Here is a 26742-nt window from a genome sequence, read left to right on the forward strand (position 1 = left end):
ATCATGTCGACACAGATTCCTTGGCTCACGCTGCTCGTCGCCTGGCCGCTCGTGGGTGCGGCCGCCGTCTGGCTCACCACGCTCCTGCCCGTGCGCACGACCGGGGTGCGGGCCGTGCGCGGCGTCGCCCTCGGCGCGTCGCTCGTGCAGGTCGCGCTCCTCGTCGCCGCCTTCACGGCGTTCGACACCTCGACCGCCGGCACGCACCAGCTCGTCGAGACCTACCCCTGGATCCCGCAGCTCGGCGTGAGCTACGCGCTCGGCGTCGACGGGGTGGCGCTGCTGCTCGTCGCGCTGTCGGTCGTGCTCGTGCCCCTGGTGATCCTCGCGGCGTGGCGCGAGCAGGGTGAGGACGCCCGCAAGCTGAGGCACTACCTCGCGCTCGTCCTCGTGCTCGAGGCGCTGATGGTCGCGGTCTTCGCGGCTCGCGACGTGTTCTTCTTCTACGTCGTGTTCGAGGCCATGCTGGTGCCCGTCTACTTCATGATCGGCGGGTTCGGGGGCGGGGCGCAGCGCCGGTACGCCGCGGTGAAGTTCCTCTTGTTCTCCCTCGCGGGCGGGCTCATCATGCTCGCGGCGGTCGTCGGCCTGTACTTCTGGGGCCCCGGAGGGGAGCAGGCGTACCTCACGGACAACCTCGTGGCGAGCCTCGCCGCGCAGCCTGCCGACCCGGTGGCCGAGCGGTTGCTCTTCCTCGGGTTCTTCCTCGCCTTCGCGATCAAGGCGCCGCTGTTTCCGGTGCACACCTGGCTGCCCGACGCGGCGCAGCACGCCCCGGCAGGGACCTCCACCCTGCTCGTGGGTGTGCTCGACAAGGTCGGCACCTTCGGCATGCTCACGCTGTGCCTGCCGCTCTTCCCGGAGGCCAGCCGCTGGGCGGCACCGGCGATCGTCGTCCTCGCGGTCGTGTCGATCCTCTACGGCGCGCTCATGGCGATCGGGCAGTCCGACATCATGCGGCTCATCGCGTACACGTCGGTCTCCCACTTCGGGTTCATCGTGCTCGGCATCTTCGCCTTCACGTCGCTGAGCATCTCCGGCTCGTCGCTCTACATGGTCAACCACGGGATCTCGACGGGTGCGCTGTTCCTCATCGCCGGGTTCCTCGTCGCCCGGCACCCGCAGCGATCGCAACGGGTCGAGGACTACGGCGGCCTGCAGCGCGTGACCCCGGTGCTGGCCGGCACGTTCCTCGTGGCGGGCCTGTCCGCCCTGTCGCTGCCGGGGCTGTCTACGTTCGTCAGCGAGATCATGGTGCTCGTCGGGACGTTCGCGGCCAGCCGCCCCGCGGCGCTCGTTGCGGCCCTCGGCGTCGTCCTCGCCGCGCTGTACGTGCTGCTGACCTACCAGCGGGTGTTCACCGGCCCGGTGCCCACCGGTCTCGAGGCGCTGCCCGACCTGGGCGCCCGCGAGAAGTGGGTGGCGGGTGTCCTGGTCGCCGGCCTGCTGGTCCTCGGGTTCTACCCCGCCCCGGCCCTCGAGCTCGTGCGGGAGCCGGCCGAGGTCACCATGACCACCCTGGGCGCGGTCGGGATCACCGACCCGTCCGCCGACATCGAACTCCTCGCCGGTGAAGGGAGCGACTCGTGACCCCGGACACCGCCTTCGTGGCGCCCGTCATCGAGTGGGCCTACCTGGTCCCCGTCCTCGTCGTCCTCGGGGCGGGGGTCATCGGCGTCCTCGTCGAGGCGTTCGTCCCCGACCGCGCCCGCCGGCCGGTGCAGATCGTCCTCGGGCTCGGTGCCCTCCTCGGAGGGCTCGCCGCGGTCGTCGTCCTGTGGGGCGACGAGCGGGTGCAGGGTCTGCCGAACGAGGTCCCGGGCGTCCGCATCCTCGGCGGGTCCATGGTCGTCGACCCGTTCGCGCTCGCCGTGCAGGGCATCGTCCTGCTGCTGGCCGTCCTCGGGCTGCTCGTCGTCGCCGACCGGACCTCCACCGGCCAGGACGCGTTCGCCCCCACCGCCGCGGCGGTGCCCGGTACACCGTACGAGGATCTTGCGCGGCGCCGCGGGGTCCAGCAGACCGAGGTCTACCCGCTCGTCCTCTTCGCGGTGGGCGGCATGATGATCTTCCCCGCGACGGGGAACCTCCTCGTGATGTTCGTCGCGCTCGAGGTGCTCTCGCTGCCCCTGTACGTGCTCTCCGCGATGGCCCGCCGCCGTCGGCTCCTGTCGCAGGAGGCGTCCTTCAAGTACTTCCTGCTCGGCGCCTTCGCCTCTGCGCTGTTCATCTTCGGCGTGGCGCTCCTGTACGGGTACGCCGGGTCCGTCGACCTCGCCCGCATCTTCGAGGCGCTCGTGAGCGGTACGTCGCCGTTCGGCCCGCCCGGGGCGATGGTGCTCACGGGGCTGTTCCTCGTGCTCGCCGGGCTGCTCTTCAAGATCGGTGCGGTGCCCTTTCACGCGTGGACGCCCGACGTCTACCAGGGTGCGCCCACCCCGATCACCGGGTTCATGGCGGCCTGCACCAAGGCGGCCGCCTTCGGTGCGCTCCTGCGGGTGCTCTACGTCGTCGGCTCGGGTCTGCCGCAAGAGCAGCTCGACCACGTGCTCGTCGGGCTGTGGGTCGTCGCGATCGCCACGATGGTCGTCGGCACGGTCGTCGGTGTCGTGCAGACCGACATTAAGCGGCTGCTCGCGTACTCGTCCATCGCCCACGCGGGGTTCCTGCTCGTCGGTGTCATCGGGTTCAACGCGCTGTCGATCCGCGCGACGGTCTTCTACCTGCTCGCCTACGGACTGGCCACGATCGGCGCGTTCGCGGTCGTGACGCTCGTGCGGGAGCGCGCCCCTCGGCGGGAGCCGGTGGCGGTGGCCGTCGGCACCGCGGGCGCTGCGGACGCTGGGAGCACTGCCGGGGCCGGGAGCACTGCCGGGGTCGAGGGCGCCCCCGAGAGCGACGTCGTCCTCGGCGAGGCCACCCATCTCGTGGAGTGGGCCGGGCTCGGCAAGCGCAGCCCGTGGCTCGCGGGCGCGTTCTCCCTGTTCCTGCTCTCGATGGCGGGCATCCCCTTGACGGCCGGCTTCATCGGGAAGTTCACGGCCTTCCAGGCCGCGATCGGCGGCGGTGGCTGGATGTGGGTCCTGGTCGTCATCGGTGTGCTGACGTCCGCGGTGGCCGTGTTCTTCTACGTACGGATCATCGTGCTGATGTTCTTCACGCCTGGAGGGCGTCCGGAGGCGACGGGCGACGAGCCCGACGGCGGCCTCGCGCCCGGTGTGACCGTCGTCCGCTCGCAGGGATTCACCACCGTCGCGCTCGTCCTGTGCGTCGTCGGGGTCGTCGCGCTGGGTGTATTTCCGTCCCCGGTTCTCGATCTTGCCCTCGAGGCGGTTAAGTTCAGACCGTGACCTCCGTACCTCCCGTCTCTCCGCTCGGCTCGCCCCCCGAGACTTCCTCGGCCATCCCGCTGGCCGACCCGGAGCTCGCCGAGCGGCTCACGGCCCGGCTCGCGGGCGTCGAGGACCGGCTGCGCGACGCCGTCGCGCACGCCGAGGACCTCGTCGACTCCGCGGCCCGGCACCTCGTCGACGCCGGGGGCAAGCGGCTCCGCCCGCTGCTGACGCTCCTCGCCGGCGAGCTCGGCGACGGTGGGCGCCCGGAGGTGGCGCAGGCCGCGGTGGTCGTGGAGCTGACGCACCTCGCGTCGCTCTACCACGACGACGTCATGGACTCGGCGCCCGTGCGCCGGGGCGCGCCGTCGGCGCACGCCGTGTGGGGCAACTCGGTCGCGATCCTCACGGGGGACCTGCTCTTCGCCCGCGCGGCCGCGACGGTCGCCGAGCTCGGCCCCGAGGCGGTCCTCATCCAGGCCCGGACGTTCGAGCGGCTGTGCCTGGGCCAGCTCCACGAGACGCTCGGGCCGCGTGCCGGCGAGGACGCCGTCGAGCACTACCTGCAGGTCCTCGCGGACAAGACCGCGTCGCTGCTGTCCACCTCGGCACGTCTCGGGGCGATGTTCGGCGACTGCCCCGCCGACATCGTCGAGACGGTCAGCGCGTACGGCGAGAAGCTGGGCGTCGCGTTCCAGCTCGCGGACGACGTGCTGGACCTCGCGTCGTCGGGCGCCGAGTCGGGCAAGACCCCGGGGACCGACCTGCGGGAGCAGGTCCCGACCATGCCAGGGCTGCTGCTGCGAGCGCGCGCCGCGGCACCGGGCGCGAGCGCGGCCGACGTGGAGCTCGTGCGGATGCTCGACGCCGACCTGTCCTCGGACGAGGACCTGGCGCGGGTCGTCGAGGCGCTGCGCGCCCACGAGGTCCTCGCCGAGACCCGCGCGCTCGCGGTGTCCTGGGCGCGCGCAGCCGTCGAGGAGATCGCGACGCTCCCGGCCGGTCCGGTCAAGGACGCGCTCGTCGCGTTCGCCCAAGCCCTGGCGGATCGCACGGCCTGAACTTCACCCGTGCTGCACCAGGCCTGCACCTGACCTGGTCGGACAGGTGCGGTGTGGCTGTTGTCGACAGGCAGGCGCCGTCCGAGGGTAGTTCTCCCCATCGGACGTGGGGGTCGAAACCGGGCCAAGACAGTTATCCTTCTGAGCGCGACCGGTACGCGCGCCCTGAGCGCGCGGAGCACGGGGCCGGTCGCGACGCCCCACATCCTCGGAGGATCTGTGAGCTTCCTGTCGCGCTTGTACGACAAGCGTCGGACGGTCGCGTCCGCGACCACCGTCTCGATCTTCTCCACGGCTCTCGTGGTCCTCGCGGTCACCTATGACGGCGAGCCGACGGCCGACGTCGAGCTCAACGACTCCGGCGTGTGGGTCACCCGCACGTCGGGGGGTGAGCTCGCCCGCTTCAACTACGAGTCGCAGGCGATCGACGGCACCCTCCTGGCCGGCAGCGCGTCGTTCGACGTCGCGCAGACCGGCAACCGGGTGCTGCTCGCCGACACCGGGTCCGGGAGCGCCAGCCCTATCGACATCGCACGCCTGAAGTTCGACGGCACGGCCGCGCTCCCGGCCGAGGGGACGGTCGAGGCCGGGGGGCCGACGGCGGCCGTCTACGACGGCGAGACCGGCCTGCTGTGGGTCATGCCGTTCGCCGGCATCACGTCGTTCGACGCGGAGTTCCAGGAGCCGACGGCGGAGCTCGGCACCGACGGCGAGCTGGCTGTGGCGCAGGACGGCACCGTGTTCGTCGCGGTGCCGGCCGAGGGCGAGCTGACGACGGTCGAGGTGACCGGACGCGGTGCACCGAGCGGGGTCGAGACCACGAGCCTCGCCGTCTCGCCGAGCGACGCGGTCTCGGTGACCGTGGTGGGCGACGAGCCCGTGATCCTCAACCGGACGCAGTCGCGGCTCGTGCTGCCCGGGAACGCGACCGTCGCGATCGACGGGGGCGACTCCGCCCGGCTGCAGCAGCCAGGTCCAGCGACCGAGACCGTCGCGGTCGCGACGGCCACCGGGCTGGTCCAGCAGCCGCTCGCGGGTGGCGACGCGCAGGTGCGCCGGGCAGAGGGCGTCCCGGCGCGGCCGGTCCAGCTCGGCGGGTGCACGTACGGCGCATGGTCGCAGTCGGGTCAGGTGCTGCGCGACTGCGAGGGCACCGGTCGTGACCTGGACATGCGGCTCGAGGGCGTCGACCCGCAGTCGCGCCTGGAGTACCGGGTCAACCGCGACGTCATCGTCCTCAACGACCTCGCCGCCGGCACGCTGTGGATGGCCGCGGACGAGTTCGAGCTCGTCGACGACTGGGACCAGACGATGCCCGAGCAGGCGGAGGGCGAGGAGTCCGACGCGGACGACTCCGCCCCCGAGCAGGTCGACCAGGTCGTGCTCGACCGGTCGAAGCCGAACCAGCCTCCGGTGCCTGCCGACGACGACTTCGGGGTGCGTCCGGGGCGCAGCACGGTCCTGCCGGTGCTCGCCAACGACGTCGACCCGGACGGTGACGTCATGACGGCCGAGCTCGCCGGGGACCAGCCGAACGGCATCGAGATCCAGCAGGTCATGGGTGGCGCGGCTCTGCAGGCCGTCGTCCCGGACGACGCGACGGGCACCGCCGGCTTCCGCTACACGGTCGACGACGGTCGCCCCGGCGGCCGCGTCGACGCCTCGGTGAGCCTGCGCGTCGTGCCGTGGGAGGAGAACAACGCCCCGGAGCAGACGGGCGAGCCGGTGCTCGTCGTCGAGCAGGGCAAGTCGGCCACCATCAAGGTGCTGCCGTACTTCCGCGACCCCGACGGCGACGACCTCTACCTGTCGTCGGCGGCCGCGACGGTCGACGGGGACGAGGTGCGCTCGCGTCCCGACGGCACGGTCGAGTTCCGCGACGGCGGTGGGTCCACGGGGCGCAAGGAGGTCAGCCTCACGGTGGTCGACTCGTTCGGGATGCCGTTCGAGGGCCGCCTGCTCGTGCAGGTCTCAGGTGCCGGTCAGCTGCCGCCGATCGCGGTCCAGGACCACGTCGTCGTCCAGGCGGGCGAGCCGGTGACGATCGAACCGCTGCGCAACGACTCCGACCCGAACGGCGACCCGCTGCGCCTGACCTCGGTCGGCGAGTTCGAGCCCGCGGAGATCACACCCAACTACGACGCCGGCACGTTCCGCTTTCTGTCGAACGAGCCCCGCTCCTACGACATCCCCTACGTCGTCACCGACGGCCCGAACGAGACGACCGGGCTCGTGCGGGTCGACGTGCTGCCGCCCTCCGACGACGAGGGCGCACCCATCGTGGTGAGCGACACGGCGCTGCTGCCCTCGGGCGGGAGCACTCTCGTCGACGTGCTGGCCAACGACACCGACCCCGCCGGCGGGGTGCTCGTCGTGCAGTCGGTCCGCGTCCCGGACGACGCCGGTGTCACCGTCGCCATCCTCGGCCACCAGATGCTGCGGGTCACGGAGATCCGCCGGCTGACGGACCCGGTGACCGTCGAGTACACCGTGTCGAACGGGACGCAGACCGCGACGGGCGAGGTGCGTGTCATCCCCGTCCGACCGCCGACCAAGCTCCAGCCCCCGAACGCGGTCGCCGACGAGGCGACGGTGCGCACGGGGGACGTCGTGAGCATCCCGGTGCTGCGCAACGACACGCACCCCGACGGACTCCCGCTGTTCCTCCAGGACGAGTTCGAGCAGGGCGTCGACCCCGAGCAGGGCGAGATCTTCGTGTCCGAGGACCTCGTCCGGTTCAAGGCAGGTGACGAGGCGGGGACCGTCTACGCGATCTACCGCGTGCGCGACGAGAACGGGCAGGAGGACTCCGCCCAGATCACGATCCACATCCGCGACGGTGAGGACAACTCCCCGCCCCAGCCGCGCGACATCGAGGCCCGTGTGCTCGCCGGGAGCAGCGTGCGCATCGCGGTCCCGCTCGACGGCATCGACCCCGACGGCGACTCGGTCCAGCTGACGGAGATCTCGACGCAGGGTGACAAGGGCATCGCGCGGGTCGACGGCGCCTTCATCGAGTACGAGGCGGGGGCGCGCTCGAGCGGCGCCGACGAGTTCACCTACACCCTCCTCGACGCCCGCGGCGAGGTCGCGACCGGGGTCGTCCGCGTCGGGATCGCGCGCCCGGCGGACACCAACCAGCCGCCGGTCGCGGTCGACGACATCGTGACGGTCCGCCCCGAGCGCACCGTGGCCGTGGACGCGCTCGCGAACGACACCGATCCGGACGGGGACGTCATCGCGCTCGTGCCCGGCGCGATCGAGGACGAGCACGACATGGGTGCCGAGGTCGTCGGTGACCGGGTCGTGCTCACGAGCCCCTCGGAGCCCGGGTCGTACACCTTCTACTACGCCATCGAGGACACCTACGGCGCCCGGGCGTCGGCCGCGATCACGGTCGAGGTCGACCAGGACGCGCCGCTGCTCAAGCCGATCGCCCGCGACGACATCGTGCCTCTCGAGTCGATCCTCGGGCAGGAGTCGGTGAACGTCGACGTCCTGGCCAACGACGACGACCCGGACGGCGCCGCGAGCGAGCTCGAGGTGACCGTCGACGAGGAGACCGCGGTCGTCGAGGACGACGGCACCGTCACGGTGACGCTGGCGACCGAGCGTCAGGTGCTGGGTTACACGATCACGGACATCGACGGCCTCACGGCGCGCGCGTTCGTGCACGTGCCGGGCATCGCGGAGCAGAAGCCGACACTTCGCCCCGGCATCGCGCCTCTCGAGGTGTACTCGGGCGAGGAACTGTCGATCGACATCACGGACTACGTCGTGGTGCTCGAGGGTCGCGCTCCGCGTCTCACGGTGGAGTCGAAGGTGACCGCGCGTGAAGGCTCACGCGAGGTTCCGGACGAGTCGACGATCGTCTATACGTCGAACGACGGCTACTCCGGACCGGCGTCCGTCTCCTTCGAGGTGACGGACGGGTCGGGTCCGGACGACCCCGACGGGAACACGGCCGTCCTGACGCTCCCCATCACGGTCCTGCCGCCGGAGAACCTGCCGCCGGAGCTGCGGGAACCATCGGTCGAGGTCGCGGCGGGCGAGGACGCGTCGGTCGACCTCGGGCGCTTCGCCTCGGATCCGGACGACGACCCGCTGACGTTCACCGCCGGCGCGTCGCCCGACGGGTTGACGGTCACGGTCGAGGGCAGCCGCGCCGTCGTGCAGGCCACCCCCCAGCTGCCGAAGGGAACGTCGGCGACCATTCCCCTGACGGTGTCCGACGGCGAGAACCCACCGGTGGACGGGTCGCTCGCCGTGCGGGTGGTCGCCTCGACACGCCCGCTCGCGCGGGCCAACGAGGACGTCGTGAACGACGTGCACCAGGGACGGACCGAGACCGTCCCGGTGCTCGCGAACGACTCCAACCCGTTCCCGGACACCCCGCTCGAGCTCGTCGCCGCTGTCGTCGAGACCGGAAGCGGCGAGGCCGTGGTCTCGGGGTCGAACGTCCAGGTCACGCCGAACGAGAACTTCGTCGGCGTCATGGTGGTGCGGTACCGCATCCAGGACGCCACGCAGGACGTCGACCGGGAGGTCGAGGGCCGGATCAAGCTCACTGTGCTCGGACGGCCGGACACCCCCACACGGCCGAGCGTCGAGGAGGTGCGGTCCCGGACGGTGGTGCTCTCGTGGACGCCGCCGAACAACAACGGTGCCGACATCACGGGCTACACGGTGCGCTCGGACCGGGGCTACTCCAAGGAGTGCGCGACGACGACGTGCACCCTGGACGGTCTGACGAACGACGTCGAGTACACCTTCACGGTGGTCGCGACGAACGACGTCGGCGCGTCCGAGCCGTCGCCGGCCTCCGAGATGGCGCGTCCGGACGAGAAGCCCGACCCGCCGTCGCCGCCGTCGCTCGAGTTCGGTGACGAGAGCCTCACGGTGACGTGGCAGAACGCGTCGTACACGGACCGTTCGCCGATCGAGTCGGTCAACCTCGAGATCGTCCCGACCCCGCCGTCGGGCGAGCGGTACAAGGAAGGCGTCACCGGGTCCTCGGTGGTCTGGGACGGGCTCGCGAACGGCACCGCCTACACGGTGAAGATCCAGGCCGTGAACGCGGCACCGGACCCCTCGGACTGGGGCGGCGCGTCCGCGGCCGAGGTCCCGGCGGGCAAGCCCGCGGCACCCGCGCGCCCGGCGGTGACGCGCACGTCGATCGGCGAGCAGTCGCAGATGAACGTGACGTGGACCGCGCCGCACAACAACGGTGCCGACATCACGTCCTACACCGTCCAGGCGCTGCGCGGGGACTCCGTCGTGCAGACCGCGACGGCGGGCGGCGGCGCGACGTCGCAGACGCTCAACGTCCCGGCCAACACCACGGACTACACGTTCCGGGTGCGGGCGCACAACAAGGCCACCGACAAGTTCGGCGAGGCCGAGTTCAGCGGGGTGTCCAACCCTGTGCGCGCGTACGCAGCCCCGGGCGCCGTCTCGGGCCTGCGCGCGACGGCGACGGGGGCCAACGGCACCGTCCAGCTCGAGTTCGGGAACGCGTCGGGCACCGGCGTGCGCGCCGACGAGATCACGTACCAGTACAACGCGGGTGGAGGGTGGCAAGGGCTCGCCGCGAACAAGCGGGTGACCGGGCTGACCAACGGGCAGGGATATGCGATCCAGGTCCGGGGAGTCGCCGGCGTCGACGGTTCGCAGACACCGGGAACGGCCGCCACCGCGAACTCGGTGCGACCGTACGGCGACATCCGGGTGCCCGGCGTCAGCGCCACCAAGTCCGGCGCACAGCAGGTGCAGCTCTCGTGGACCGACCCGGGCTCGCACGGTCGGAGCTACCGGGTGCAGATCCGTATCAACGGCGGTAGCTGGGAGAACGTCGCCAACTCTGGTTCGCGGACGGTCGGCAACGGCTACGACCAGACCCATTCGATCCAGGCTCGCGCCGTGGAGACCGAAGCGCCGAACCGGACCGGCACCGCGTCAGCGACGAGGAGCGCGACGACGAACCCGCGTCCGCAACCCTCTGCTCGCGCAGCGAAGGGCAACTCCATGAGCAACAGCAACTGCAGCGACCCGACGTGCAAGTACGTCAACGTGGTCACGCAGAACTGGGAGGCGACCGGACAGCAGACCGTCCAGTGCTGGACCGACTTCCGGAGCGGCCCACACCAGTTCGCCTCCTCGTGGGTGAACGTGCCGGCGAACGGCGAGATCCAGACCCAGTGCTACATCGGGTCGGGATCCCCGAACTACGCCGGGCACAACGTCTGGGTCGTCATCAACGGACAACGGTCCGAGTCCGTGCGGTGGTGACCGCCGGGTGCCCGCACTCCCTGAACACCTGACCGACGAGCACGACGAGAACGGAATCTGATGGCAACGATGACCCCCGAGCAGGCCGCCTGGTTCGCTCAGACCTTCGACCGGCTGGTCACGAACGTCGGCCTGGCCGTGCTGGGCAAGCCCCACGTGGTCCGCCTGTCGCTGACGTGCATGCTCTCGGAGGGGCACATCCTCCTCGAGGACGCCCCCGGGACGGGCAAGACGTCGCTCGCCCGGTCGCTCGCCGCGAGCGTGCAGGGCACGCAGAACCGCATCCAGTTCACGCCCGACCTGCTGCCGTCGGACGTCACGGGTGTGACGATCTACGACCAGAAGACGGGCAAGTTCGACTTCCACCCGGGGCCGATCTTCTCGTCGATCGTGCTGGCCGACGAGATCAACCGTGCCTCGCCGAAGACACAGTCCGCGCTCCTCGAGGTCATGGAGGAGGGCCAGGTCACGGTCGACGGTGTCGGGCACTCCGTGGGCCGCCCGTTCATGGTCATCGCGACCCAGAACCCGATCGAGCAGGCGGGGACGTACCGCCTGCCGGAGGCCCAGCTCGACCGCTTCCTCATGAAGTCCTCGATCGGCTACCCCGACCACGCCTCGACCGTGGAGATCCTCGAGGGGGCGTCGGTGCGTGACCGCAGCCAGACGCTCAAGCCGCTCATCACGACCCAGGCCGTGACCGAGATGGCCGACCTCGCGGCGCGCGTGCACGTCGACGGCGCGGTGCTGGAGTACATCTCCCGGCTCGCCGAGGAGACGCGCAACGCGAGCGAGGCGCGCGTCGGTGTCTCGGTGCGCGGGGCGCTCGCCATCGTGCGCTGCGCCAAGGTGTGGGCTGCCGCCCACGGCCGCAACTACGTCCTGCCCGACGACATCAAGGAGCTCGCGCAGCCGGTGTGGGCGCACCGTCTGGTCCTCGACCCCGAGGCGGAGTTCGCCGGGGCCACGAACGAGGCCGTCCTGGGCCGTATCCTCGCGGACGTCGCAGCGCCGCAGGAACGTCGCTCGGCCTGACCCGGAAAGCTCCATGACCTCCTTCACCTCGGCCTTCTCGGCCGTCCGCACCGCGCCGCGCCGGGCGGCGTCCGGCGTGCGCGCCGCGACCGTTCCGCTCGGCAAGCGCCTCGAGCCCGTCGTACGACCGGTGGTCCGTCCGGTGGCCGACGCCGTCGGTCCCGTCCTCGGGGTCGTCAGCCCGTTCGGCTGGGCCGTGCTCGCCGGGACGATCGCGACTTGGTGGGCAGGCCTGTGGTACGTGTGGATCGAGGTCGTGGTCCTCGCGGTGCTCCTGACGGTGGCGCTGCTCAGCGCCGTCGTGTTCGTGCTCGGCCGGTTCCGCTACACGGTCGCCCTCGACCTGGCGCAGCAGCGGGTCACGGTGGGGGACCGCGCCGTCGGGCGGCTGGACGTGCGCAACGACTCCGCGCGCCCGCTCCTGCCATCCATCATGGAGCTGCCGGTGGGGGCCGGGGTCGCGTCGTTCCCGGTGCCGCGCCTGCGGCCGAAGGCCGCCCACGAGGAGGTCTTCGCGGTGCCCACGCACCGACGTTCGGTCATCCCCGTGGGCCCGGTGCGCTCGGTGCGCGCCGACCCGCTCGGGCTCCTGCGGCGCACGGTCGTGTGGACCGAGCCCGAGGAGCTCTACGTCCACCCACGCACCAAGAACCTCGCAGGCTCCTCGACCGGGTTCCTGCGGGACCTCGAGGGCCGCGTCACGCAGGACATCTCCAACTCGGACGTGTCCTTCCACGCCCTGCGCGACTACGTCCCCGGGGACGACCGCCGGCACATCCACTGGAAGACGACGGCACGCACCGGCCAGCTCATGGTGCGCCAGTTCGAGGAGACCCGGCGTTCGCACCTCGCGGTCGTGCTCTCCACCCGGGCGCAGGACTACGCGCACGACGACGAGTTCGAGCTCGCCGTGAGCGTGTGCGGCTCGCTCGGGCTGCAGGCCATCAAGGAGGACCGTGGCCTGACGGTGCTCGTCAACGACGGGTCGCTCCGCGGTGACCACCGCACCCGCCTGCTCGACGACCTCTCCGCGATCGAGACCAAGGAGATGAGCACGAGCCTCGTCGACCTCGCACGGGTCGCCGGGTCGACCGTCGCCGACGCCTCGGTCGTCGCGCTGATCGTCGGCAGCAAGGTCACGCCCACCGAGCTGCGCGCCGCGTCCGCCCGCCTGCCCCAGGACGTGCGGGTCATGGCGATCCAGTGCGTACCCGGCGGTTCGCTCAGCCGGCACGCGATCGCCGAGCTCGTCGTGCTCACCCTCGGGGATCTCGCGGAGCTGCCCCACGCCCTGCGGAGGCTGAACGACTGATGAGTGCTCCCACCACGACCCGCGGCGCGACCACGCCCGACAACGCCGGCAACACCGGCGAGCCCTGGACGACCGGCGGGACCGGCGGCACGGGGACGTCTCCGCGGCTCACCCGGCGCAACGGCCCGCAGGCGCCGCGCGCGGTGCGCCTCGTCGGCCTCGTCGACGGCCTGGCCGTCCTCGCGTTCCTGGTCGCCGCCATGATCGGGCTCGGTCCCGCCTGGGGGACTGCCTCGTACCTGCTGCCCGCGCTGGGCGGCGCCCTCGTCGGTCTCGGCGTGGCCTGGCTCGGTGCGTGGCGCCGCTGGCCCGCGATCAGCGTCGCGGCCGTCACGGTCGTGGCCTACCTGCTCCTCGGCGGGGCGCTCGCGCTGCGCGGCACGACCCTGGGCGGCGTGCTGCCCACGTTGACGACCTTCCGCGAGCTGCTCCTCGGCGCGGTCACCGGCTGGAAGGGGATCGTCACGACGGTCCCGCCGCTGCAGTCGTTCCCCGACCTCGCCGTCGTCCCGTACCTGCTCTTCCTTGTCGCCGGGGTCCTCACCGGAACCATCGCGTGGCGTGCCCGCCGTGCGGCATGGGCTCTCCTGCCCGCGGTCGCCCTGCTCGTCGGGGTCATCCTGCTCGGCACGATCATCCCGGCCCTGCCGCTCGTCCAGGGTCTGGTTCTCGGCGTCGTCGGTCTGCTGTGGGCGTCCTGGCGCGTCACCGAGCAGCGGATGGGTCAGCACCCGGTCTCGACCGAGGCGAGCCGGGCCGCGGTGCGCAGGCTGCGCTGGCACCGGGCACGCGCGGGGGCAGGGATGCTCGCGGTCGGCGCGCTCGCCGCCGTCCTGCTCGCCCCGATGGTGACGCCGGGTACCGGGCGCACCGTGCTGCGCGAGGAGGTCGTGCCGCCGCTCGACCTGCACGAGTACGTCAGCCCGCTCATGAGCTTCCGCAAGTACACGAAGGACATGACGGACACCGAGCTGTTCACGGTCCGCGGCCTGCCCGAGGGCGCGCGAGTCCGGCTTGCGACGCTCGACGAGTACAGCGGCGTCGTCTACGACGCATCGACCGGCGCCCCGGGCTCGGGTGTCTTCACGCGCGCAGGGGACCGGATCGCGACCCTCGAGAAGGGCACGCGGGCCACGCTGGACATCGAGGTCACGGGCTACGAGGGCTACTGGATGCCCGACGCGGGGTACCTCGCGGGGATCAGCTTCTCCGGTGAGCGTGCGGGCGAGCTCGCGGACAGCACCTACTACAACTCGACGACCGGTACGGCTCTGGCGACGGCGGGCCTGCGTCCGGGCGACGTGTACCGGCTCGAGGCGATCATCGCGCCGCAGCCGACCGAGGAGGACCTGCGCTCGGCCACCGTCGCCGACGTCGAGGTCCCCCAGCCGAGCGTCGTGCCCCAGGCGGCCGACGCCAAGGGCGAGCAGTTCATGGGCTCGGCGACCGACCCGGTCGAGCGCCTGTTCAACCTGCGGGACGGGCTCGAGGCGACGGGCATCTACTCGAGCGGACTCGAGGACCAGCTGCCGTCGCGCCCGGGCCACTCCGCGGAGCGGATCGAGACGCTGCTCGCCGCCGACGAGATGATCGGCGACGACGAGCAGTTCGCGGTGGCCCTCGCGCTGATGGCGAACAAGGCCGGCATCCCCGCGCGCGTCGTCATGGGCTTCTACCCCGACGAGGGTGCCTGGGAGCCGGGGCAGCCGTACATCGTGACGGGCGGCGACGTGCACGCCTGGGCCGAGATCGCGTTCGAGGGCTACGGCTGGGTGCCCGTGGACGCCGTGCCCGACGAGGACAACCAGGTCGAGCCGGAGCCGCGCAGCGACCCCGTGCCGAAGCCGCCCGTGCTCGAGGATCCGGAGCCGCCCGAGGAGCCGGCCGATGCCGAGTCCGGCACGGTCGACGACGAGGACGCCGAGGAGGACGCCGACGCCGACGAGTTCGACTGGGGACAGCTCTTCCTCGTCAGCGCGATCGTCGCGATCCCCCTCGTGCTGCTTGCGATCCCGATCATCGCGATCCTGCTCTACAAGGGTCGGCGTCGTGCTCGGCGTCGCGAGGCGGAGCGCCCCGTCGACCGCATCAGCGGGGGCTGGCGCGAGGTGCTCGACAACGCCACCGACCTCGGGACGGGCGTCCCGGCCGGGGCGACCCGTCGAGAGGGTGCGGGCCTGCTCTCGGACTCGTTCCCCTCGGCGCAGTCCCCGACGACCAGGCTCGCGCACCGCGCGGACGCCACCGTCTTCGGGTCGGGGGAGCCGAGCGACCAGGAGATCGCGGCGTTCTGGGACGAGGTCGACGGCGTCGTCACCGGGATGCGGTCCACGGTGAACCGTCGGCAGCGGATCCGTGCGGCGCTGTCCCTGCGGTCCGTCCAGATCGAGCGGTTCCGGCGCCGTCCGGGTACCCCGTCGAAGGGCAGCTGATGGAGCGTCGGACGACGACCTGCACCTCGTGCGGGTCCACCCAGGTGGCGGGGGCGGCCTTCTGCGCGGTCTGCGGGACGGCGTTCCCCCGCACCGGCGCGCAGGCCGCGCCACCGCCGCCCGCGCCGGTGGGCCAGGTGCAGCTCGGGTACGGTGCGCGGACGGGCGACGCGGCAGGCGGGTCGGCGGGCGGGTCGGCAGGCGGGTCGGCAGGCGGGTCGGCACGGTACGCCGAGCCGGGCTCGCCCACGTTCGGCATCACCACGGAACCGGAGGTCATGGCTATGACACAACGTGCGGACGGTTCGTGGGCACCGGCGCCCACGGGGCCGTCGGGTGGACGAGGGTTGGACGGACCAAGGAACGTCGGCGGTGTCGGTTCGGCGCCGACCGCCGGGACGGGCCGCCGGTTCGCCGCCTACCTCCTCGACGGGCTGGCCGTCGGTACGCTCTCCGGGCTGGTCATCGGGATCGGTCTGGCGACGGCCGGCGCCGACATGATGGCGAGCACGACCGAGGCCGAGCTGACCGACCAGATCCAGGCGCTGACCGGGTACATCGCCGTGGCAGGGCTGCTGTCCCTCGCGGCGATGGTCGGGCTGTGGCTGTGGGAGGGCCGCACCGGCCGGACGATCGGCAACTCGATCCTCGGTATCCGCACCCTCGACGCCGAGAACCGCACGCCGATCGGCTTCGGTCGCGCCGCGCTGCGGTGGATCATCATCGGCCTGGGCTCCATCGCGTTCGGCATCGGGCAGTACGTCGTCGTCCTGTCCCCGGCCTTCGACAGCTCCGGTCGCCGCCAGGGCTGGCACGACAAGGTCGCGCGCTCGGTGGTGCTCGACGTCCGCGCGGCCGACATCGAGCAGGCACCCGCCCAGCAGGTCCGGCCCGCGCCGCAGCACCCGGCCCAGCAGCACGCCCCGCAGCACCAGCCGCCGCAGCCTGCCACCGCGACGTCGGTGACCCCGCCCCCGCCGTCTGCCCCGGCACCCGACCCGTGGAGCTTCCCGGCACCCGCGCCCGCCCCGGTCGACGGGTCCGGGCTCATCACCGGCGTCCCGGGCATGGCACCTGCACCTGCACCGTCCTCCACCCCGCCCACGCCGGCGCCTGCTCAGCAGGCACCGGCGCCGGCTGCACCGCCGACGCCCGCACCCGCCCCGCCTGCTCCGCCCAGCCCTGCGCCGTCGGCCCACGGGCAGCCCGGCGCCCGGGCCCCCCACGACCCGACCCACCAGGCTCCGGCGCCCGCCGATCCGGGGACCGAGGACCCGGACTGGGACAGCACCCGGATGAGCCCGGCTGCGCTGCGCTCGACCGCCGGGGAGGCGACGTTGTTGCCCCGGTCCGGGGTGGTGCTCGTGACGGAGGCGGGTGAGGAGATCTTCGTCGAGGGTCGGGCGCTGCTCGGCCGCAACCCGCAGGCGCCGGCCGGCGAGGCCTGGACGCTCGTGCGGGTCGAGGACCCGACGCGGTCGGTGTCCAAGACCCACGCCGAGCTGCGCGTGGACCACAGCGGGATCTGGTTGACGGACCGCGGGTCGACCAACGGGACCGTGCTGGAGCCCGACGGCGCCGCCCCGCGTGTCGCGGCACCTGGAGAACGGGTGGCGGTCCTCCCGGGTGCGACGATCCAGGTCGGGGACCGCCGGGTCGTCGTCCGTGAGCGGGAGCACTCGTGAGCACCGAGACCGGGGTCCACCTGAGCTGGGGCGCGTGCTCGCACCGCGGCGCGCGCCGCACGCTCAACGAGGACGCGTTCCTCGCCGGCCGCTCCGTCTTCTTCGTCGCGGACGGTATGGGCGGTCACGAGGCGGGGGAGGTCGCCAGCTCCACGGCGATCGACGCGCTGCGGCCGCTCGGTGCGCAGGCAGCGGTGTCGCCCGAGGACATCCGGGTGCGTCTCGCCGAGGCGCAGGACGGCGTCCGGGCGATCTCCACGGCACCGGGCCGTGGTGCCGGCACCACGATCACGGGCGTGGTCGTCGCGGAGCAGGAGGGGGTGCCGTACTGGCTGGTGGTGAACGTGGGCGACTCCCGCACCTATCACCTCTCTGACGGCGTCCTGGAGCAGGTGAGCGTCGACCACTCCGAGGTCCAGGAGCTCATCGACGCGGGACTCCTCACCGCGGCGCAGGCACAGGTCCATCCGCGCAGGCACGTGGTGACGCGGGCGCTGGGGTCCGCTCTCGCACCCCAGGCGGACTACTGGTACATCCCGATCCGCACGCAGGACCGCTTCCTCATCTGCTCCGACGGGCTCACCGGCGAGCTCTCGGACGGGCGGATCAGCGAGATCCTGCTCGCGCAGCACGACCCGCAGCACGCTGCAGAGCTGCTGGTCAACGAGGCGATCACCGCAGGCGGGCGCGATAACATCACAGTTCTCGTCATCGACGCCACGGGTCTGCGGCAGGACACCGACGGGGGCAGCACCACGCCCCGGGACGGCGACGGCCTCGCGGACGAGGACACCTTGCCACGAGAGATTCAGCTGCAGATGGGGGACGTGTCGTGACGCTGCGCTACGAGACGGGTCCGGCGTTCGGTCTGGTCAAGGACGGGGCGGTCGTGCTCCTTCCGGAGGGCGTCTCGCCGAGCCTCCTCGACGAGCTGTGGGGTCGTCTCGGCGGCGATGCCGGGATCGTCGAGCTGATCCAGGTCCTCACCGGGGCGTTCGGCTCGAGCCTGCGCAGCATCCCGCCGTTCGCGGCGGTCGTCGTCCGGGGCCGCCGGGTCCAGGTCGCGGTGCGTGGTGAGCTGTCGGTCACGGTAGGGCTCGCCGGCGAGTCCGTGCACGTGTCGGGCGTGAACGTCACGACGTGGTCCGAGCGCACGCTCGAGGGCGTCGAGTCGGTGTCCGTCCAGCTCGGCACCGCCCTCGACGTCCCGCCCCCGCCCGGTGGAGCGGGCACGCTCGACGATCTCCCGGTGGTGGCCGGGATCGTGCTGACGCGCTGCGTACGGACCTGGCTCGTGGAACCTTCGGCGGCGGTGGACGTGGTGAGCCCAGCGGCGGACGTGGTGGGCCCACCGGCGGACCCCGCCCCCGCCCCGGAGGTGGTTTCCGTCCGGGGGCCCGCATCGGAGGAGACGATCGCCCCGGACCAGATGACCTTCGCCGAGGTCCCGGCCGGAGCAGCCGCGGACGCCGGGGTGCCCGGCGCGGACACGGTCGGCGACCTGCTCGGGCTGCCGGCGGACGTCGCGGCAGGTGCTCCGGACGACGAGCCGGAAGCCGCTCCTGTCGGCGACGACGGGTACGGCCACCTGTGGGGGTCGACCGTCCTGCGCACCGTCGAAGAGGCGGCTGTCCGCGTCGAGGAGTCGGACGAGGAGCACGACGACGCGGGCCCGCCCGTCCCCGGCCCGCCGACCGTCGCCGGGTCCGCCGCCGCACCAGAGGTCCCCGCTCCCGTGCCGGGCACGGCACCTGCGCCCTCCTCGTTGGACGCGCTGGTGGGTCCGCCGACCGACCTGCCCGCTGCTGATGGCAGCGGAGTGATCTCCGGGGTTCCCCGCGAGTGGACGGGGGCGACCCCGGCCGCCGTGGAACGGGCCGCGCACGTCGCGGTACCCGAGCAACCGGGGGCGCCCACGGACGCAGAGGTCGACGACCACGACGGGCACACCGTGTTCTCCTCGGCGATCGCCGACCTGCGCGCGGCGGCGGCGAGCGCCGCGGAGCACGCACCTCCCGGTCCGTCGTCGGGCGAGCCGACTCTCGCCGACGAGCTGCTGAGCGTCCCGCCGGCTCCGCCCGCACCACCCGTCCCCGGTCCCGGGGCGCAGGCGGGGCCTGCGTTCGACGCGACGCCGAGCGACCAGCAGATCCTCGCGCGCTGCTGCGCGCAGGGCCACCCGAACCCGCCGTCGCGCGACACGTGCGCGCAGTGCGGCGGGGGGCTCGAGTCGGACGCCCAGCTCGTCGCCCGGCCGTCGCTCGGTCGGGTCGTGCTGTCGAACGGTCAGGTCGTCGAGCTGGACCGGTCCGTCGTCGTCGGTCGTCGGCCGCGGTCGCAGCGCGGGCAGAGCTCTGAGCTGCCGCGACTCGTGACGGTCGCCAGCCCGCAGCAGGACATCTCGCGCTCGCACGTCGAGATCCGGCTCGAGGACTGGCACGTGCTCGTCAGCGACCTCCGCACGACGAACGGCACCACCCTGCTCCGGCCCGGGCAGCCCGCCCGGCGCCTGCACCCGGGTGAGGCGGTCATGGTGGCGACGGACGACGTCGTCGACCTCGGCGACGGGGTGACGATGACGTTCGAAGGCCTTCTGTGAGCAGCAAGCGCGCGCCGTCCGCACCACCGCTCATCAAGGGCTTCGAGTACGTCTCCCTCATCGGATCCGGCGGGTTCTCCGACGTCTTCCTCTACCAGCAGCAGCGACCGCGTCGGCGGGTGGCGGTCAAGGTCCTGCTGCACGAGTGGTCGGGGGAGGCGCAGCGGGCCGCGTTCGACGCCGAGGCCGACCTCATGGCGACGCTGTCGACGCACCCGTCGATCGTCACGATGTACGAGGCCGACGTCGCGGACGACGGCCGCCCGTACCTCGCGATGGAGTACTGCTCGCGCCCCAACCTCGGCGCGCGCTACCGCGCCGAGAGGTTCAGCGTGGCGGAGGCGCTGCGCGTGGCGGTGCAGATCGCGGGGGCCGTGGAGACGGCCCACCAGCTCGGCATCGTGCACCGCGACATCAAGCCGGCGAACATCCTCGTCACGGAGTACGGGCACCCGGTCCTCACGGACTTCGGCATCTCCGCGACCCTCGCCGACGCGACCCGCGCGGAGGGCATGTCGATCCCGTGGTCCCCGCCGGAGTCGTTCGGCGACCCGCCGCAGAGCGGCCTGCCCACGGACATCTGGGCGTTGGCCGCTACGACGTACACGCTGCTCGCGGGCCGGACCCCCTTCGAGGTGCCGGGCGGGTCGAACTCGAGCGCGAGCCTGATGAGCCGGATCGAGCAGGCGCCGCTCGCGCGGATCGGCCGCTCGGACGTCCCTGCCTCGCTCGAGCGCACGCTCGGCACGGCGATGGCGAAGGCGCCCGGGTCCCGCTACCCGACGATGCTCGCGTTCGCGCGGGCGCTGCAGCAGGTGCAGACCGAGCTCTCGCTCGCGGTGACGCCGATCGACGTCGTCGACGGGTCCGGTCAGGTGCATGTCGAGGAACCGGACGACGACGGAGGCACCCGTCTGCGCCAGGTCGTCGCGATCGACCCACGTGGCGCGCGGCCCGCGGCCCCTGCCACCGGGCCGTCCGGGACGACACCGTACGCTGCGGGCACGGGCACGGGCACGAGCGGTGCGGTCGCCCCCGCGGGGACCTCGCCGACGTCGGACCTCGGTCCGGTGCCGTTGCCGCAGCACACGCCCGCCGGGTACGCGCAGCAAGCGTCCGCGCAGGAGGCGCCGCCCGTCGCGCCGGTGCGGACCCCGCCGCCGGTCGTGGCCCCGGCCCCGCGCTGGGGAACGGCGCCGGTCGAGGACACGGTGCACCGCACGCCCGACGTCGTGGGCGCCCCGACCCCCGGCGAGGAGGCCCCGACCCGGCGCCGTGCGCTGTGGCCGGCGATCGTCGCCGCCGTGGTGCTCGTCGGCGTCGGGATCGGGGGCTACGCCGTGCTCGACGCGTCCGACGGTTCGGACCCGAGACCGACCGGGACGGCGAGCAGCACTGCGGGTGGCACGTCGACCGACGGGTCGCCCGGGGAGGATGACGCCGGCTCGGGCGCAGGCTCCGGCGAGTCCACGCCCCAGGACAACCTCGGCGCGCTCGTCCCCTCGGTGACGGACCTGGACGGCACCTACGACGCCGACACCGACGAGGTGACGTTCACCTGGGAGTCCCCGTCCCACGAGGAGGGCGACACCTATCGGTGGCGGAGGCTGAGCGCCGGCAGCGCCGGGCCGTGGGAGCCTGCCGACCTCGACGCCGTGGTGCCGGTCGAGGGCCCCGAGACCTGTGTCGAGGTGACGCTCGTGCGGGACGGGCGGGCGTCGGCGTACCCCAAGCAGACCTGCGTGAGGACGGAGTCCGAGTGAGCGAGCTGGCGATCGAGTTCTGCGGTGAGTGGTTCCGTGCCGACCCGGACGGCCCGACGTTCGACATCGGCCGTGACGGTGACCTCGCCATCGAGGACAACCCGTACCTGCACCGTCGCTTCCTGTGCATCACGTACGAGGCCGGGCTGTGGTGGCTCGTCAACGTCGGCACGCTCATCTCCGCGACGGTCTGTGACGCGGGCGGGGGAGTGCAGTCCTGGCTGTCGCCGGGCAACCGGCTGCCGATCGTCTTCCCCACGACGTCGATCGTCTTCACCGCTGGCCCGACGACGTACGAGATCCTCGCCCAGCTCAAGGGCGCGCCGTACCAGGAGATCCGCTCCGAGGACCCCGACACCGGCGCGACGACGATCGGCATGATCAGCTTCACGACGAGCCAGAAGCAGCTCATCGTGGCGCTCGCGGAGCCGATGCTGCGCCGTGACGGCACCGGGCTGTCGGAGATCCCCAGCTCGGCCGGCGCGGCCGCGCGGCTCGGCTGGGCCACGACGCGGTTCAACCGCAAGCTCGACAACGTCTGCGACAAGCTCGACCGGATCGGGGTCAAGGGGCTGCGCGGAGGGCCGGGCGCGCTCGCGACGAACCGTCGTGCGCGCCTCGTCGAGTACGCGGTCGCGTCCCGGCTCGTCACGACCGAGGATCTCCCGCTGCTCGACCTGACCGAGGACGTCTGACCCGTGCGCATCAAGCTGACCCTGCACCGCCCCGACGCGTCCCTGACCAACGTCGCCGTCACCGCCGACGCCACCGCGTCGGTGCGCGACGTCGCCGAGGCGCTGTTCGCGGGCGACCCCGCCCGCGCGGGGACCCCGGTGCCGGACCGGCTCAGCCTCGAGGTCACGACCGACTCGGCACGGGGCTCGCAGGGACGAGTCCTGAGCCCCACGAGCGACCTCATCGAGGCCGGCCTGCGGTCGGGGTCCACGGTCTCGATCGTCCGGGTCTCGGAACAGTTCGAGAGCCCTGGGCAGGACCGCGGTCCGGCTGTCGCCGTCCTGCGGGTCCTCGAGGGGCCCGACGCCGGGCGCGAGTTCCCGCTGCCCGTCGGCACGAGCTACCTCGGCCGCGACCGGGACATGGACATCCGTCTCAGCGACACGCTCGTCTCCAAGCGCCACGCGCGGATCACGGTCGGCGAGTCGATCGAGATCGTCGACACGAACTCCGCGAACGGTCTGGTCATGGGCGGCGAGCGGATGACCCGCGCGCACCTGACGTCGGCGGACACCGTCGAGATCGGCGGGACCACGGTCTCTGTCGTCGCGCTGCAGCGCACCGCCGCCGCCGTGGTGCCGTCGAGCCCGATCATCGAGTTCAACCGCTCGCCGCGCGTCGTCGCCCGGTTCCCCGAGCGGGAGCTGGCCCCGCCGAAGCCGCCGCAGCCGCTGCAGCCCGCCCGGTTCCCCCTCGTCGCGATGGTGGCCCCGCTCCTCATGGGCGTGGTGCTGTTCTCGATCCGGCAGAACGTGCTGTCCGTCGTGTTCATCGCGCTCAGCCCGCTGATCATGATCGGCAACTACATCGACCAGAAGATCACGGGGCGGCGGCGGTTCCGGGCGCAGGTGGCGCAGTTCAAGGAATCCGTCACGGCGATGCACGAGACGATCGAGCGCACCCACGCCGTCGAGCGTGCCGTACGCCTGACCGAGACGCCGTCCGTCGCCGACACCCTCGACGCCGTCCGGCGCTTCGGCGGGCTCCTGTGGACGCACCGCCCGGAGCACCGGGCGTTCCTCAGCGTCCGGCTGGGCCTGGGGCGCGGGGTCTCCCGCGTTCAGGTCGAGGACGCCGGGTCCGCCGACACGCTGCCCGAGTTCCTCCGTGAGATCGAGGAGCTCCAGGCGCACTGCGCCCACATCGACGGCGTCCCGATCGTCGCCCACCTGCGCACCGCGGGTGCCACGGGGATCGCCGGGCCCAGCGCGAGGGCGGCGGCCGTGGGCCGCGGTGTGCTCGTCCAGCTCGCCGCCCTGCACTCGCCCGCGGAGCTCGTGCTCACCGCGATCACCTCACCGCGCTCGCGGACCGAGTGGGAGTGGCTCGAGTGGTTGCCCCACACGGGGTCGCCGCACAGCCCGCTCGACGGCGCGCACCTGGCGGACAACCCCGGTGCGGGCGCCGCGCTCCTCTCGCGGCTGGAGGACCTCATCGGCTCGCGCGGGGCGGACCTCGACCGGCCGGCGGAGCGGCGCGGGGAGCTCGACCCGCACAAGGAGACCGAGAAGCTGCCCGAGCCGGTCCTGCCGACCGTCGTCGTGCTCGTGGAGGACGACGCCCCGGTGGACCGTTCACGCCTGACCCGCCTCGTGGAGCGCGGGCCGGACGTGGGCGTGCACGTCGTGTGGGTCGCGCCGACGGTCGAGCAGCTGCCCGCCGCCTGCCGCACCTTCGTGCTCACCGGGACGGACGGCTCGACGACGGGGGAGGTGCGCGTCGGCCGGCTGACGTTCCCCGTCGAGTGCGAGCCCGTCGACCTGGCGACCGCGCACGAGCTCGCCCGGATCCTCGCTCCGGTGGTCGACGTCGGCGCTCCCGTCGACGACGACTCGGACCTCCCGCGGTCGGTGTCCTACGTGACGCTCGCGGGGAAGTCGCTCGTGAGCGACCCCGAGGCGCTCGTCGAGCGCTGGCGGGAGAACAACTCGCTCACCGTGCGTGACGGCTCCCCGCCCGTGCGTCGGCGTTCGGACGGGACGCTGCGCGCGCTCGTCGGGCACTCCGGCACCGAGCCGCTCCACCTCGACCTGCGGACGCAGGGGCCGCACGCCCTCGTCGGCGGGACGACGGGAGCCGGCAAGTCCGAGTTCCTCCAGGCGTGGGTGCTCGGCATGGCCGCGGCCCACAGCCCCGACCGGGTGACGTTCCTGTTCGTGGACTACAAGGGTGGCGCGGCGTTCGCCGACTGCGTGAACCTGCCGCACACCGTCGGGCTCGTCACGGACCTGTCGCCGCACCTCGTGCGCCGTGCGCTGACGTCGCTGCGCGCGGAGCTGCGCTACCGCGAGCACCTGCTCAACCGGAAGAAGGCCAAGGACCTCATCTCCCTCGAGCGCACCGGCGACCCGGACACCCCGCCGAGCCTGCTCATCGTGGTGGACGAGTTCGCCGCCCTCGTCAACGAGGTCCCGGAGTTCGTCGACGGCGTCGTGGATGTCGCCCAACGAGGGCGCTCGCTGGGGCTGCACCTCATCCTCGCGACGCAGCGCCCTGCCGGTGTCATCAAGGACAACCTGCGGGCCAACACGAACCTGCGCGTCGCGCTGCGCATGGCCGACGAGGGGGACTCCACCGACATCCTCGGCATCCCCATGGCCGCGCACTTCGACCCGTCCATCCCGGGCCGCGGAGCGGTCAAGACCGGACCTGGTCGCATCACGCCGTTCCAGACGGGCTATGCCGGCGGCTGGACGACCGACCAGCCCGAGCGTCCGCGCCTCGACGTCGAGGAGATGACCTTCGGCACGTCCGTGAAGTGGGACATCCCGGCACCCGAGGTCGAGGAGGTCGCCGACCCGGGGCCGAACGACATCGCGCTCGCGGTGGCAACCATCTCCGCCGCGGCGCGCGCCGCGGCGGTGCCGGAGCCTCGCAAGCCTTGGCTGCCCGAGCTCGCCACGACGTACGACCTGGCGCTCCTGCCCAACCCGCGCACCGACGAGCGGCTGCTGCTCGGGGTCGTCGACGACCCGACGACCCAGCAGCAGCCCACGGTCTTCTACGAGCCGGACCGCGACGGGAACATGGCGATCTACGGCACGGGCGGGTCGGGCAAGAGCGCGGCGCTGCGCTCGATCGCCGTCTCGGCCGCCATCACGGCGCGCGGTGGGCCCGTGCAGGTGTACGCCATCGACTGCGGCGCGAACGGCCTGCGCATGCTCGAAGACCTGCCGCACGTGGGTGCCGTGATCTCCGGCGACGACTCCGAGCGCGTGACCCGTGTGCTGCGCATGCTGCGCACGGTCGTCGACGAGCGGTCGGCGCGCTACGCGAGCGTCCGGGCGGGCACCATCGGCGAGTACCGGGCGCTGGCGTCAGTGCCGACCGAGCCCCGCATCCTGCTCCTCGTCGACGGGATCGGCGCCTTCCGGGACGAGTACGAGTACAAGTCGACGCCGTGGTTCCCGGTCTTCGCCGCGTTCTCCCAGATCGCGACCGACGGCCGCCAGGTCGGGGTGCACGTCGTGGTCACCGGGGACCGGCCCTCGTCGGTGCCGACGTCCCTGGGCTCCACCATCCAGCGCCGCCTCGTGCTGCGCCTGGCCAACGCGGACGACTACATGATGCTCGGCACCCCCAAGGATGTCCTCTCGGCCGCCTCCCCGCCGGGACGGGGTGTGCTCGAGGGCAACGAGGTGCAGGTCGCCGTCCTCGGCGGCGACGCCAACGTCTCGATCCAGTCGCGTGAGATCGCCCGCCTCAAGGACGCGATGGTGCGCAACGGCGTGCCCGAGGCGCCACGGGTCGAGCGCCTGCCGGACTCCTTCCCGCTGGACGCGCTGCCGCTCACGGTCGGTGGTACCCCGGTCTTCGGACTGGACGACATGGACATCGCCCCGGTGGGCCTGCCCGAGAAGGGCACGCTGCTGCTGGGCGGGCCGCCGTCGTCGGGCCGCACGACGGCGCTCGTGGCCATGGCGCAGGCCGTCGCGCGGTCGCGTCCCGGCACGCGCGTCGTGTACTTCTCCCCGCGCAGCACCCCGATCTCGGGACTGCCGTGCTGGGACGTGGCGGCGACGTCGCCCGAGGAGGTCGTCAAGGTCGTCGAGAACCTCAAGGAGTCCGTCGAGAGCGGGCGGGTCGGCCGTGGGGAGATCGTGGTGCTGGTCGAGAGCATCACCGAGTTCACGGGCACCCCCGCCGAGACGCCGCTCGACAAGTTCGTGCAGGCGCTCGTCCGTGCAGGCCAGCTGGTGGTCGGCGAGGCCGAGACCTCCACCTGGAGCCAGGCGTGGTCGCTCGCCAAGCCGTTCAAGGCGGGCCGCACAGGCCTGCTGCTGACCCCGGGGGACACGGACGGCGACCTGCTCCTCGGCACGTCGCTCGGCCGGATCCGCAGGGCAGACTTCCCGGTCGGGCGAGGCTTCCTCGTCGTGTCGGGTCGCGCCCGGAAGATGCACGTCGCGCTTCCGGAGTGAGGCGGGGACATGGGGACCGGTCCCCATGTACGACCCCGTCGATGCATGGTTGAGTTCTCTGTGTCGAGAACATGAGCGG

13 protein-coding genes are annotated in these 26742 nt (G+C 72.6%); all 13 read left to right on the top strand.

What is annotated here, in order from left to right; all coding sequences use genetic code 11:
* Positions 1-3: 3 nt before the first annotated feature.
* The 13 genes from OHL10_RS02440 to OHL10_RS02500 all read left to right on the top strand — a co-directional run bounded on the left by OHL10_RS02440 (position 4) and on the right by OHL10_RS02500 (position 26663).
* A complete protein-coding gene (locus OHL10_RS02440; protein ID WP_265520558.1) occupies positions 4-1590 on the top strand; it encodes an NADH-quinone oxidoreductase subunit M in 1587 nt (528 codons plus the stop codon).
* On the top strand, positions 1587-3350 hold the full coding sequence (nuoN, locus tag OHL10_RS02445; protein ID WP_265520559.1) for an NADH-quinone oxidoreductase subunit NuoN: 1764 nt from the start codon (positions 1587-1589) through the stop codon (positions 3348-3350). Before OHL10_RS02440 ends, nuoN begins: the two co-directional genes overlap by 4 nt.
* Positions 3347-4393, top strand: a complete 1047-nt coding sequence (locus OHL10_RS02450; protein WP_265520561.1) for a polyprenyl synthetase family protein — start codon at positions 3347-3349, stop codon at positions 4391-4393. Before nuoN ends, OHL10_RS02450 begins: the two co-directional genes overlap by 4 nt.
* 219 nt (positions 4394-4612) lie before the next feature.
* On the top strand, positions 4613-10681 hold the full coding sequence (locus tag OHL10_RS02455; RefSeq protein ID WP_265520562.1) for an Ig-like domain-containing protein: 6069 nt from the start codon (positions 4613-4615) through the stop codon (positions 10679-10681).
* A 60-nt stretch (positions 10682-10741) separates the two neighbouring features.
* Complete coding sequence (locus tag OHL10_RS02460) at positions 10742-11716, top strand: AAA family ATPase (protein ID WP_265520563.1); 975 nt, start codon at positions 10742-10744, stop codon at positions 11714-11716.
* 13 nt (positions 11717-11729) lie between these two features.
* A complete protein-coding gene (locus tag OHL10_RS02465) occupies positions 11730-13028 on the top strand; it encodes a DUF58 domain-containing protein (protein ID WP_265520565.1) in 1299 nt (432 codons plus the stop codon).
* Positions 13028-15460: a transglutaminase-like domain-containing protein gene (locus OHL10_RS02470; protein WP_265520566.1), complete on the top strand. Its 2433-nt coding sequence runs from the start codon at positions 13028-13030 to the stop codon at positions 15458-15460. The genes OHL10_RS02465 and OHL10_RS02470 overlap by 1 nt, the downstream gene beginning before the upstream one ends.
* Complete coding sequence (locus tag OHL10_RS02475; protein ID WP_265520567.1) at positions 15460-17145, top strand: RDD family protein; 1686 nt, start codon at positions 15460-15462, stop codon at positions 17143-17145. The genes OHL10_RS02470 and OHL10_RS02475 overlap by 1 nt, the downstream gene beginning before the upstream one ends.
* Positions 17142-17981 (top strand): PP2C family protein-serine/threonine phosphatase, encoded by an 840-nt coding sequence (locus OHL10_RS02480; RefSeq protein ID WP_265520568.1) that lies wholly within the window; start codon positions 17142-17144, stop codon positions 17979-17981. The genes OHL10_RS02475 and OHL10_RS02480 overlap by 4 nt, the downstream gene beginning before the upstream one ends.
* Positions 17978-19744, top strand: coding sequence for an FHA domain-containing protein (locus OHL10_RS02485; protein ID WP_265520569.1), 1767 nt, complete (start codon positions 17978-17980; stop codon positions 19742-19744). Before OHL10_RS02480 ends, OHL10_RS02485 begins: the two co-directional genes overlap by 4 nt.
* Positions 19741-21507, top strand: coding sequence for a serine/threonine-protein kinase (locus OHL10_RS02490; RefSeq protein ID WP_265520570.1), 1767 nt, complete (start codon positions 19741-19743; stop codon positions 21505-21507). Before OHL10_RS02485 ends, OHL10_RS02490 begins: the two co-directional genes overlap by 4 nt.
* Positions 21504-22202, top strand: a complete 699-nt coding sequence (locus OHL10_RS02495; protein ID WP_265520572.1) for a hypothetical protein — start codon at positions 21504-21506, stop codon at positions 22200-22202. The genes OHL10_RS02490 and OHL10_RS02495 overlap by 4 nt, the downstream gene beginning before the upstream one ends.
* 3 nt (positions 22203-22205) lie before the next feature.
* Positions 22206-26663 (top strand): type VII secretion EssC family protein, encoded by a 4458-nt coding sequence (locus tag OHL10_RS02500; protein ID WP_265520573.1) that lies wholly within the window; start codon positions 22206-22208, stop codon positions 26661-26663.
* Positions 26664-26742 lie beyond the last annotated feature (79 nt).

Origin of the sequence: Oerskovia flava, from assembly GCF_026163685.1 — a bacterium.
GTDB lineage: Bacteria > Actinomycetota > Actinomycetes > Actinomycetales > Cellulomonadaceae > Oerskovia_A > Oerskovia_A flava.

What these genes read in the sequence shown, in the direction of transcription:
- OHL10_RS02465 (WP_265520565.1), top strand. Translation starts at nt 11,730, where the DNA reads ATGACCTCCTTCACCTCGGCCTTCTCGGCCGTCCGCACCGCGCCGCGC.
- OHL10_RS02440 (WP_265520558.1), top strand. Translation starts at nt 4, where the DNA reads ATGTCGACACAGATTCCTTGGCTCACGCTGCTCGTCGCCTGGCCGCTC.
- OHL10_RS02460 (WP_265520563.1), top strand. Translation starts at nt 10,742, where the DNA reads ATGGCAACGATGACCCCCGAGCAGGCCGCCTGGTTCGCTCAGACCTTC.
- OHL10_RS02475 (WP_265520567.1), top strand. Translation starts at nt 15,460, where the DNA reads ATGGAGCGTCGGACGACGACCTGCACCTCGTGCGGGTCCACCCAGGTG.
- OHL10_RS02470 (WP_265520566.1), top strand. Translation starts at nt 13,028, where the DNA reads ATGAGTGCTCCCACCACGACCCGCGGCGCGACCACGCCCGACAACGCC.